Genomic DNA, 12,323 nt, shown 5'->3' on the forward strand with positions numbered 1-12,323 from the left:
AAGCGCTAACTTTATTGTTTATCTATTATTGTATGAATTAAACACAGCAAAAAAGCTTGATAACTATCAAGCGTAAAATATGAAGTGATTAAACTAGAGAAGTATCGCTAGGCGCTTAGCCATTTTTGACAGTTAGCTGCGCTTTGTCGTCGTTTACGATCGACATGTTCGCAGTATTCAGTCAGCTCTGGCAGTGAGCCAACCGCACCTTAAAATAATGCCTCAAACTCTGTAGTGTAGTGATTTTTAACCAGTTTTCAGTAGGAATATTCAGTCGATTTAGAATGTGCTGACTACTCGTACTTATTGCACCACGCTTGTCATCTCGAATGATATTTAACCAGTTAAATGGGTGGCCATATTAGAATCTTGAATATTTAGCCAATTAGAATGGGTGGCCCATGTTATTATTTAAGCGCGTATAAAAAGTCGTAATAGCGACGTTATAGTGTTGGCAGAATTCAATATTAGTGCCTTTAAATTGCTGCGTAGCTGAAGTAGCTCTAGCTACTACGCAGCGGTTCTGTAAGTTTTCATCACCTGCTCTAAATTTATCATTGAGCAAATATTTTCAAACACTCAGATTAACGATGCTAGGTGTGGTTCGCTAGACGGTTACGATACTTTGCTATTTATCACTTTTAAAAGAGCGAAAGTCGCATTGAAATAGCACACTTTGATCTACAAATAAGAACAAAAAATGCCGCTATCAATAAGCGGCATTTTTAACACATTGTTTAAAACATTAATTTACAAATGCAAGTTGATTAGTCTTCTTGCACTGTTGCTTCGGCAGAACTAGAGTAAGTCGTACTTAGATCGTCACCCACAGCATAACTTTCGAAGTCCTCAGATAGAACCGCCGTATCTGTTGCATCAGCAATCACGATATCATCAGCTAATAACTCTTTTGCTGACTCTTTCGAAGAGCTACCAATACGTATTTGATACGTTTCTGTCGCTGTACCTGTATTGATTGCTTCATAAGGACCGTAGAACGTTGTACCGCCATCAATTGACAAAAAGTAACCTGTTGCTGTCCACTCAATTACTGCATTTATTTCAGAATCATCAAAATAGGTTAAGCCTTCAATGGTTTGTTGAGATTTTGCTGCATCACGATATTTAACCACACCGTCTTTAGCAAAGATTATTTCGCCCGTTAGGTTACTTGAAGAGGCTGAGCCACCATAAATACTAATATAAGCAGTATTATCTTCGCTAACATCTGGTGTCGCAGTGAAGTCCGAAATGGCTTGTAGCTTAATGCTTGCTGAAATAGAGCCTTCGACAATTCCGTCCGTGATTAAACGTAACTCAGCGTCAGCGTCTAGTGATGTGTCAGCCATTCGGGCAACTTTATTTACACTACTTCCCGCTATAGTCTTAACGGTTGCTTCAGCAGAACTTGAATACATTGAGCTTAAATCTTCACCTTCAGCATAAGTCTCGAAGTCCTCAGATAGCACTGCATTATCTGTTTCATCAGCAATGACGACATCATCAGCGAGTAATTCTTTTGCTGACTCTTTCGAAGAGCTACCAATACGAATTTGATACGTTTCTGTCGCTGTACCTGTATTGATTGCTTCATAAGGACCGTAGAACGTTGTGCCACCATCAATTGAAAGTGAATAACCTGTTGCTGTCCAAGCAAGAACTACATCAATATCTGTATCATCAAAATAAGTTAAGCCATCAATGGTTTGTTGAGATTTTTCTGCATCACGATATTTAACAGCGCCATTACTAAAGACAATTTCACCGGTTAGGTTACTTGAAGAAGCAGAGCCACCATAGATACTTATGTAAGCGGTATTATCTTCAGAAACATCTGGCGTAGCAGTGAAGCCAGCAATTGCTTGTATCTTAATGGTTGTAGAAATAGAACCTTCAGCTAGTGGATCAGTTGTTAAACGTAGCTCAGCATCAGCATCTGTTGAAGTATCTGCCATTCTGGCAACATTGTTGTCTCCCGTCGCCACAACAACTGTACCTGTAATTGTGATTGCTAATTCAGCGGTAGTGCCATCATAAGATTCAATAGTAAAGGTATCGATTTCACTTTCACCAACAACAAGTGCTGCAATAGTGGGATCAGCAGTATCAAGTGTATAGGTCCATGAGCCATCATCTAATATTGCTAATGTACCGTATGTACCCATTAAGGTTGTCTGAACAATAAAAGCTTCGCCATCATCTGGGTCAAGTACACTGACTAAACCTGTAGTCGTTGCTTCATCAGCTGCAATTCTTCCTGTTAAATCAAAGAATACTGCTGGCGTAGGTTCTACAGTGCCATCGCCTACATCAAATACAGACACTTCAGCGTAAATAGCTAAGCTATACTTGCTGCCAGTAGCATCTAAAGTTTCTCCTGCATCATAACCTTCAAAGTCATCTGAAAATATACTTGCAGTGCCAGCGGTATCAGAAAATACTTCAATGTTATCAACATAGAAAGAACCGAAAGGAATCGTTCTATCATTATCACCAAATCTAAATTGGATAGCTTTAACACCATCAGCGAACCACTGGTCTAAGCCTGTATAATCAGAGTCAACAACTGCCGCAGTAGAGAATGAACCACCACCAATCACTTCACCATCAATAGTCACGGTGATTTGATCTGCTTGATCTAAGTCCCAAGCGATTTCTACATCATAGAACTGCTCTTCAACAAGTGGTGCAGTGATCATATTGCCAGGGTAAGCGTCACTGTCAGTATTTCGAACAAAGAAACGAGGGTCAATTACAGTGCCGTCGTCTTGAGTTTGAGTTCCTTGAATACGCAAATCTATAAGCGATTCACTAGAACTACCAGAAGAACCATAAAGCGTAATATAAGCATCTTTGATATTTCCATCACTACCAAGCGCAACCTCTTTAGATATAGATGCAGTCAGCTTACCTTGACGAAGGTTATCAACGGTAAACCTAATCTCACCCGTATCGCCGCCTGTATCGCTTATTTTTACAACTTGAGTAAGCGAAGCAACACGAATATTAATTTCAGCAGTGGTACCATCAATAGAAGCGATAGTGATTGAATCACTTACAGAGTTACCTAATTCAAGGTTCGCTAAAGTATCATTTGCAGTGTTAACCGTGTAAGACCAGCTACCGTCGGCGCTGATACTAAATGTACCATAATCAAGTGCTACATCGGTTTGCGCAACAAAAGCGTCTTCTTCAAAGTTTGGATCAATAATGGTTAGTGACCCAGTTAATGGATTAATAGCAGTATGTTGAACAGTACCGCCCAATTCACCTTCAATGATTGCTGCAACAGGGTCATTGTTATAACCAACAGCGGCTCCAATTACGTCAAGTAACGCCTCATCAACAGAGCTCGCTACTTGTGAAGTAGTTTGCAAATTAGTTTGTGCTGTCTCAAGTGTATCTAAAGACTCTTCAGAAAAAGAACCATCAGCGACGTCACTAGCAAGATCTTGCATAACGGTAGATAAATCTGCGTCTGCGTTGTCTGCATCAACTTGTGATAGTAGCGCTAGCACAGAACCATATCTATCAGCATCTTCAGCACCTTCAGCACCAAGTTCAACAGTACCAACTAAAGTAGGAAGCACTTCTGTTGTATCAAAACGAATACCAAAACGAGCATTAATTATTTCAGCTTCGACAGCAAACTGGTTTAAATCACTACCTGCGTTTTGAACTGCCATTTCGGTTAAAGGAGAAACAGTATAGGTTGGTATTACTAGTATTAAATCTCCATTCTCATCTACAGCATCAGTACCATCTTCATTTTTAACAACTCTAAATTCATCGACACTTACTACAGAACGTAGTTGAGGAGCATCTAAGGTTAAACCTGTTGATTCGTCCGTATAAGTACCGCCAGTACATGCAATTAAACCTGTACCTTCGAAATGTATGTTGATAAATGTAACGCCACCTGAAGTGTCAGAGGTTGCAGTGCCTTGCGCAGGAAGAACCGCAGCACCACTATCATCAACTTCAAATATGTCACAAGTTGCACCATCAATAGGGCCCTTAATAATGCTAGCAGAAACATTTAAGGTTGGGTTGATAACAGGTGTAGATGCACCAACACCTTCGGTAAAACCTGCATCATCTGTATAATTAGCAGAAACAGAAATAACTGTGCCTTCGTCAGCTTCAGTAATTGTGTAAGATGTGCCGATAGTACCTGTTGACCAAACGTAAGTAAGTGTGTCAGCCATAATTCCGTCAGCATCAGTAGCCGTTGCTGAAAGCGAGGCGCCAGCAAAAAAGTCGCTTCCGATTATTTCTATACTACCGCGAGTATTTCCATCTAGTTCAGCACCGTCATCACCGCCACAACCTAATAGGCCTGTCGCAATGATGAGCGGTATAAGAGATTTATTATTCATTTTTATGACTCCAAAAAGATTCTTTTTCCAAATTTAGCTTGTTTTATTTAAGTACTAGATTTGACTAGTACTTAAAGCTGACACCTGCGAACAGGCGAGGACCGTAATCACTTACTTGACCCAAGTTACCTTGAGTATAGAAGTCATCACTGCGAGGCTCGCTGAACAAGTTAATTGCTGAAAATTTAACACGAACGTGTTGATTGATTTTATATGCAGCACGAGCTTCCCAAGTACCTGCCTCATCAACATAGCGTAGTCTTGTGCCGTTAGAAGTGTATGGTTGGAAGTATTCACTGCGATACTTGTAGATAAGAGCAGTATCAAAATCGCCTATTTGGTAGTAAAGCTGTCCATTGAATACATGCTCAGAAAATCCAGGTACTGAGGCAGGTGGAACAATACCTGCGGTAAGCTGAGTGGTTACACCGTCTAAATCAGTAGTAAAAGTATTACCGTAGTTACTGTCTTCAAACTCATAGGTTGTATCGGCGTAGTTATACCCAAACTTCACACCAATGCCTAAATCCCAACGATACGAAAATGACGCTTCTATACCATAAAGATCACTAGTTTCTTCAGTCGTTACTGAATTAGTAATAGGTAAAGAAACTTCCTCACCGTCAACGATAAACGTCTCTAACTCTGTTTGCTGTTGGAAACCGCCATTAAATTGCTTGTAGTAAACACCTAAAGCTACAATAGAATCTTCGCTTGGGTACCATTCTGCAGCAAGATCATAGTTCCATGACATTAATGGTTGAAGATCAGGATTACCTGAACCATTAACACCAACCAACAAGTCTTCAACTGATGTAGGGTCATCCGAGTCATCGGTTACAAATGTACGGCTATAACCCATATCAGATGGATCTGCACGTGACATACCTCGGTAAATACCGGCCCTCAGGAGAATATAATCATTATAATCAACGACTAAGTTAACACTTGGTAGTACTTCAGTGTAATCGCCGCCACTTTCAATTTTTTCAATACTACCGTTTGGTACTAATTCGACGATACCTGTTGCCGGATCAGTGACAACGTCGAAACCTTCTCTAAAGCCAATAGAGTTAACGTCAGAATTCACTACACGAACACCAAAGTTACCACGAATAAATTTACCGAACATTTCGGTGTCGTAATTAAGCATGGCGTAAGCAGAGGTAGTTTTTTCTGTTACGTCAATAGTACCCGAATTCTCGTACGTAACCTCTGGGTATGCGAATTCACCGCCTTGTGATGCTGCTACTGCTTGAGAGAAACACTCGTTATTGTAAGTTGCCCACGAAGCGCCTGTACCGCTTTCTACAACATTACCTGAACTGTCAACATGGGTGATAATATCACCGTCAGAAACACTAGATAAAAAATCAGTCTCAGGGAAGGCTATTTGGCAACCTTCAAGTACATCGATGGCCGGTGTTGCAGATTCATCTAAATTATATGTAGTTCTTGAGCCATTACCGTTCGAGCCACCAAATTGAACAAATGTTAGCTCAGAAACGCGAACGCCAGCTTGAACGCTACTAAAAAAATCACCGTCTAGAATATAATCAATATCAACGCGTGCGCCCATAATTTCGTTTTCGCGAACATTTTCTCTGTCGATACGAGTACGAAGGCTATCAGTAAAATTGGAAATATCAGTCACATCAAAATCAGTAACGGTGAAATGAGGAATATGTTCACCTAAATCCCAAGATAAGAAAGGACGAGAGCTCGTTCTTCCTCGGTTTGTGATTTGTAGTTCTTCACGGCTGGTTTTAGAATAGCCAAGGTCAACACTAATCTTTAGATCATCAGAGAAAAAATGTTCAACGTTCAAGCCATATCCACGATAGTTTTCTTCTCGCGAAAATTGCTCGCCCGCAGATTCGATACGTTCTTCACCTTCCCAATGTAGAATACCGCCAACATCATTTGTGATCAGATTTTGTCCCGTTACACCCGGTGTAACGCGCTTTTGTAAGAAAATTAAATCATGACGCGCTTCTGCTTGGGTACGATCTGATATTTGCGCGTCAAAATTGATATCCCATTTATCTGAGGGTTGGTATTGTAGAGCAAAGAATAAAGCGTCTCTTTCATCAGATGTTTCATTTTGACGGAAGCTTCTGCTTGAGCCAGTCCATGCGTATTCTCTGCCATCATCTACTGCAAGACCTGTTTCTGGATCAATATCATTATTATAACCTTGGTTACTCGAACCATCTACGCCATCTTCACAATCGCCCGCTGAGCTACGGAAAAAACCGGTATTGGTATCGGTTGGATCATTCAAACATGCCCACAAAGATGAACCCGTTGGGCTTGAGCTTCTATATTCAGCTTCTGGCTGGCTAATATCTTGACGCTGCAAACCCACACTCAAACCAAATGCTTGACCGTTATCAAACTCAAATTGATCAACATAACTTAGTGTTCCACGGTATCCCAAATCACCTTGAAGTGAATTGTCAACGTTTGCTTGGTCTGGGTTGTAGTTACCTTTTACTTCAGCCTGAAATCGTTGCTTACTAAAATCTAAAGGCTTAAGTGTCTCCAGGGTAATAACACCGGCAACCCCACCTTCAATCATGGAAGCGTCTTGTGTTTTATAAATAGCCACTTTCTGCATCAGCTCTGATGGGAACTGAGAAAAGTTAACTGAACGGTCACCACTACCATTAGTCGCTTCACGGCCATTGATGTTAGTGGCACTTAAGAATGGGCCTAAACCACGAATACTGATTTCAGTAGCACCACCATTTTCACGGTGAGATGATGCACCCGTTAATGATTCTAGCGCCTCAGCAATTGAAAGTGCTGGTAAATCACCAATATCTGAAGCAGATAAACCGTCAACAACCGTGGTAGACTCACGCTTTATTGCAATTTGGTCTTGAATTGTTCTACGTGTACCAGTAACTACAACAACTTCTATATCATTATCAACTTTATCTAGATTTTCAGTTTCCGCTTCTTGTGCTAATGCTGAAAATGCAAAAGAACTGGTTACAGAAGTAAATGCAGCAAGCTTCATCCATTTTGCTATAGGTGAAAGCTTGAACTTCCCTATTTTATGGATGGGTTTTGTTTTTTTACTTATTTTCGTCGACATACCGTACTTCCCCTTAGTATTTTAATAAGCATGTTAATGCCATTTATTGGTATATTTTTATAGCAAGCAGGTTACTGCCATTAAATTCTTATATTTATTATTGCAAGCAGGATACTGCCATTAAATTCTTATATTTATTATTACAAGCAGGATACTGCCATTAAATTCTTATATTTATTATTGCAAGCAGGTTACTGCCATTAAATTCTTATATTTATTATTGCAAGCAGGTTACTGCCATTAAATTCTTATATTTAAATTAAAGTTATATTAATTTCAACAAATGAAACCCAAACAAAAGTTTTAACCTATTAATTTAAATAAAAATATAACCAATAATTGTAGTTACTAATTACTAATTACTAATTACTAATTTTAAATTGATGTGTTTACTGCGCTAAAATTTATATCCTTTATGCATGTTATGGATATGATAGAAAGTGGCTTGCACATGATCACCATCAGCGCCGTCATTGTTTTGATTATAAACACCCACTTTAAAGTACATATACTGGTTACTAGCACTATAACCACTATCTTTCATATCATAGTACTTAGTAATATTAGGCTTACCTTCCCTGATTATAGTGACGAACAACACTTCATCTTCGACGGAAATTTTATAAGAGAATTTTTCATTTAAGGCGATTCCGTCATCAGGGTCTGACAAAGTATGTGAACGTGAGCCAATCATATTTATCCAAATATCATCACCATCATTTATTTCATGGGCAAAATAAATAGCCCCTTTAGAGTTGGCTGGTAATTTTCGGTAATATAAACGAATAGGTTCGTCGTCCGTCGCGTGAATTTGCCCGATGACCACGCGCCCAACCTTTTTTTTATCACCTGTGGTAGATACTCGGTTTATTGCCAAAGTCCCTTCCAAACTGCCTTCAACACCCCCAGCCTTAGCTTTCGCCGAACCATGCGCATTGCTGAAAACCCAATTATTCTTAGTTATGCCACGAACTTTTATTCGACTATTACCTCTACGTAGCATTTCGCGTAGTTCTGTTCTCGCATATTTTGTATTTTTTGAGGTCTTGGCACCTACGTTTGGGCAAGCGAATACCAAGCCACCATCATCTGCTGTATAAAAAAATGGTTTTAAGTTAAAGCCTTTACCTAATGATTTCTCATAGACGGTATCTGCTTTTTGATCTTTGTTGAGATCGGTTGGCAACGTTAACGACCAATCGAGTAAGTCAAAATTTTCACCTGGCTTTTTAAGCGGATCGAGTTTTGACAAATCCCCCAGTAAAACACCTTCAGCAAGGCTAGTGTGTGACTTAGGAATAAGCGTATTCTCCTCAATTTCCTGAGCATTGAGTGATACGCTAAAAACAGCTAAAGCAAAAACTAGCACAGCGAAGACGTCACACATTTTCTTTTGAAAATGTCGGTAAGATTTATATGTGTTGATATTGGAATCCTTTATAATTTACGATCTCTTTGTTGAATATGTTCGTGTATTGTTCGGCTTACCTATTTTCAAAGCTTACTTAGAATACCTATATGCGCAGCATATAGAGGCGCACCTACACATGAACTTAACTAACCTTGAAAAACGTAATAAAAGTAGGTAAGACTTTGCTTCTAATTAACATCAAAAATTATCAAATTTCGCTGTAAAAAGAAGCAGAACTCTTTGTTGTATATGATCAAAGAGCTATGATTAATTGCTACACATAGAACCACACACAACTCACCCAAAACAGTTACAACCTTAACAACTCATTCACAGCTGCAACTTTGCGTTAAACAAAATATAACCACCACAACACACCGCTGTCAACCAAAATAGTGCCACAAACATTACCAAAAACCAAAATTGGTAGTAACTAGGGCATGAGAAAGACCAACGAATTGGCTTGTCAAATTTTTCATATAATTAAAAGAAACCGAATAAACAGCAACTTACAGGAAAGTAGAGCTGTTATTGTTGAATAGTTTTTATATTCACTACCAATGGATATGACAACATTACCAAATAACAGAACAAAGTTAGTTAGTGATCCAGCTGCATTACCAATTCACAATAAGTTATTACCAATTTACAAAGGTGGTTGTTACCTATTTTCATACAGGCATTAACAATAGATGATGTAATGAGATTACAGTTCAGAACTAATATGCAGATTATTAGCTGTACGATAATTCGTATTGATTGTGATTTATCATTAATGCTCTTGTTGAACGAAGCTGCGCTGTTAGGCTTATTAGTGCTTATTTCGATGCATGTCCTGATAACCTTTCAACCGATGATTTGAAGCGCTATTTTGCCAGTTTGATTGCCTTACACTCATGGAGCACGATAAAATTCGACCGTAACGGCTTACCGTTTTTCTATCGATATGCCCTTGACCAACAATGACAGTGGCTTAATATTATTAAGCCGCCACAAGTCAATAGACTGCCTGATATTCTTACGCCCGCAGAAGCCTCTATCGTTATTAGTCTTACTCATAAGCTGCGATATCAAGTGTGCTTTCTCACCTTATACAGTATGGGATTGCGCCTCGATGAGGCTATTTCACTTCAAGTTGGTGACATCGATTCACAGGTGATGCAGGTGCACATTCGTAACGCCAAAGGTAGTAAAGATGGCAAGCCTGATTCGTTAATGGATAAAGGCGGTATTTAAAAAGCGCTTAAGCGGGTCATTGCCGATTGTCCTATTCATATATCCATCAATCTACATAATTTGCGTCACAGCTATGCCACTCACTTGCTAGAACAAGGGCTAGACTTACGCTCAGTGCAAAGCCTGCTTGGTCACAACAGCCTTAATACCACAGCCCGATATACCCGTTTCACGACCATCACTAGCATATTCATTTCATTATTGCCGCTGGCAACTTTGATAAAGGTAAAAAACAGTGGAAAAAGAACAAGGGTAAATACCTGTTTAATGTCTTTAACCTGGCTAAAGTCTGGCGGGCTAGATTGCTGAAAAAGCTTTCCGTTGAGCTAAATGGCAAGCTACCTACCTCAATACCCCCAAATGGGTGGTTGACTGCCAACACCTTGGCAAAGGGTTACCCGCACTGAAGTACCTCTCACGCTACCTTTATCGTGGCGTACTGCCTGACAAAAGCATCAGTGAAATCGATGTTCAAGTCAGTTTTGCCTATCTTGAAAACCATGGCCAAAATAGCCAAACCCACAGCACAGAGATACGCTCCTTACCCGCAACCCAATTTTTATGGTTAGTCATGCAACATGTGTTACCTAAAGCCTCTTGTTCAAGAATAGTGACGTAGCAGAGACTCTTAACAATGAAAGTGGCTTATTGCGAGGCAATGCTGCCAAACTACGGCAACGAATACGCATAATGCTCGCCGTTGCAGGTGCGAAGTTGATGCCGCTCGAAAACATCACCAAAACCCAAGCCATACGACCTTGCCCTTGCTGCCAACAGCCAATGACATTTATAGGGGTGCATACGCGACCGACAAGCTTAATTAGGCAAAATAAAACGCGGCCTAACACCGCTGTTTAAGCCGAAGGGTGAGAAAGCCTTCACTGTAAAATGTAGAGTAATGAAAGTATAAAGAGATGGTAAGGTATTGATATATTGATGTAAATAAATTAGCCCATGAGGCTAAGGGATCACTACGGCCGCGAGTAAAATAGCAGCACTGGTACACACCTTAAAAGCGTAAGTTCTTACGCCGATATTTACTATATAAAGGTATCACTCGGGCTTGTTCAACACTTGGGATAAGGACGCGGCTGCGCGCGGCCTATCCTTATTAGTTAAGTTTTTGTTGCTATGGACATCTAGCAGCCCAAATAGCGTTACTTCCGAGTGAAGTCATACATATATCTGATGCAGTGTAGACACCTGGGATATCCATGCCACAATATCGCTCATACTTTCCACCTGTATCTGAATGGTAAAATATACGGCAAGATGCGGCTTCAGACGTTTTTCTAACTGCTACCGAGGCGATGCAATTTGGATCGGCAGTACAGAGGTCTGAGCACCCCCCATTGACAGCATCAAATATTGACATAGTTCCTTGACTAGCTATATAGCCACCTTCTAACTCAAACCAAGCTTGCTTAACGGTATTACCATCTGAGTTTACGAAATCTCGAAGGTTTATGCTTAATAAGCCGTTGCTCGGGCTATAACCACAGCTTTCAAGTTTATTACCTGTACCATCATCAAAAAATGTTGCAGTTGACATTTTTGTTAATGTGCCAGTGGGGACTGAATGAATAGCTGACGGACAGCCTTCTGGGTATTGGCCTAAGTTTGCTAAAGCCTCACAAATATGCTGATGGTTGAGCTCTACTTTCGAATTTTGCGAAAAACCAGTGTCGATAGAGCAATCATTTGCATTCCATAGCCCATCTTTATTGACATCCTCATCGTTGTCATTAACTCGATTACCATTTAAATCCCAGCAATTAATTCCATCAAGACCAGATTCACCTGCGAGCCCTGTTTCACCTGCAGGCCCTGTTATGCCAGAGTTTCCATCATCTCCTTCCAATGGGCAACCTGTCAAAGTTGTAATTAAAATGGGCATCAAAATCATTTTGTAAATTTTCATAACATATCCTTTGCGGGAAACTGTAAAGTATAGTGAATAAAACTTAACGCCTCATTAAGCGGATAAAAATGGTTGGTTAAAATCGCGCAGCGATAACCAACTGTTTTTATTCCGTTTAAATGACTTGTTGAACGAAGCCGCTCTGCGGCAGAAAAGATAAAACTCACCTTTACTCATCCATCTTAAATACTTACTAGACCTTGCCAACCTTGGCATTAATCTAGGAGTATCACCATGAACGCATCCGAGCAACAACGCTTTGATTTTCTTTAT

5 protein-coding genes and 3 pseudogenes are annotated in these 12,323 nt (G+C 39.9%); 2 read left to right on the plus strand and 6 right to left on the minus strand.

Annotated elements, in window-relative coordinates; all coding sequences use genetic code 11:
- Nucleotides 1-107 precede the first annotated feature (107 nt).
- The 4 genes and pseudogenes from L2735_RS15620 to L2735_RS15635 all read right to left on the minus strand — a co-directional run.
- Nucleotides 108-334: pseudogene (locus L2735_RS15620) on the minus strand (transposase); the annotation flags it as partial.
- Nucleotides 335-767: 433 nt separating this feature from the next.
- Nucleotides 768-4,379 (minus strand): VCBS domain-containing protein, encoded by a 3,612-nt coding sequence (locus L2735_RS15625; RefSeq protein ID WP_248985597.1) that lies wholly within the window; start codon nucleotides 4,377-4,379, stop codon nucleotides 768-770.
- A gap of 64 nt (nucleotides 4,380-4,443) precedes the next feature.
- Entirely contained in the window at nucleotides 4,444-7,482 is a 3,039-nt protein-coding gene (locus tag L2735_RS15630; RefSeq protein ID WP_248985598.1) for a TonB-dependent receptor, read from the minus strand.
- Nucleotides 7,483-7,879: 397 nt separating this feature from the next.
- The gene (locus L2735_RS15635; protein ID WP_428848319.1) at nucleotides 7,880-8,800 is read right to left on the minus strand and encodes a polysaccharide lyase family 7 protein; all 921 of its coding nucleotides are present in this window, start codon (nucleotides 8,798-8,800) and stop codon (nucleotides 7,880-7,882) included.
- A gap of 885 nt (nucleotides 8,801-9,685) precedes the next feature.
- Between L2735_RS15635 and L2735_RS20205 the strand changes: the two are divergent.
- Nucleotides 9,686-10,312, plus strand: a pseudogene (locus L2735_RS20205) (tyrosine-type recombinase/integrase); the annotation flags it as partial.
- Nucleotides 10,313-10,314: 2 nt separating this feature from the next.
- Nucleotides 10,315-10,987, plus strand: a pseudogene (locus L2735_RS20055) (transposase); the annotation flags it as partial.
- Between the two features lie 271 nt (nucleotides 10,988-11,258).
- Here the strand turns inward: L2735_RS20055 and L2735_RS15655 are convergent.
- Together L2735_RS15655 and L2735_RS15660 are read right to left on the minus strand one after the other, a co-directional pair.
- Complete coding sequence (locus tag L2735_RS15655) at nucleotides 11,259-12,050, minus strand: hypothetical protein (protein ID WP_248985601.1); 792 nt, start codon at nucleotides 12,048-12,050, stop codon at nucleotides 11,259-11,261.
- Between the two features lie 54 nt (nucleotides 12,051-12,104).
- A partial coding sequence (locus L2735_RS15660) for a hypothetical protein (protein ID WP_248985602.1) occupies nucleotides 12,105-12,323 on the minus strand: 219 nt, incomplete at its 5' end.

The organism is Shewanella olleyana (assembly GCF_023283825.1).
In the GTDB taxonomy this organism is placed as follows: domain Bacteria; phylum Pseudomonadota; class Gammaproteobacteria; order Enterobacterales; family Shewanellaceae; genus Shewanella; species Shewanella olleyana.

What these genes read in the sequence shown, in the direction of transcription:
- L2735_RS15625 (WP_248985597.1), bottom strand. Translation starts at nt 4,379, where the DNA reads ATGAATAATAAATCTCTTATACCGCTCATCATTGCGACAGGCCTATTA.
- L2735_RS15630 (WP_248985598.1), bottom strand. Translation starts at nt 7,482, where the DNA reads ATGTCGACGAAAATAAGTAAAAAAACAAAACCCATCCATAAAATAGGG.
- L2735_RS15655 (WP_248985601.1), bottom strand. Translation starts at nt 12,050, where the DNA reads ATGAAAATTTACAAAATGATTTTGATGCCCATTTTAATTACAACTTTG.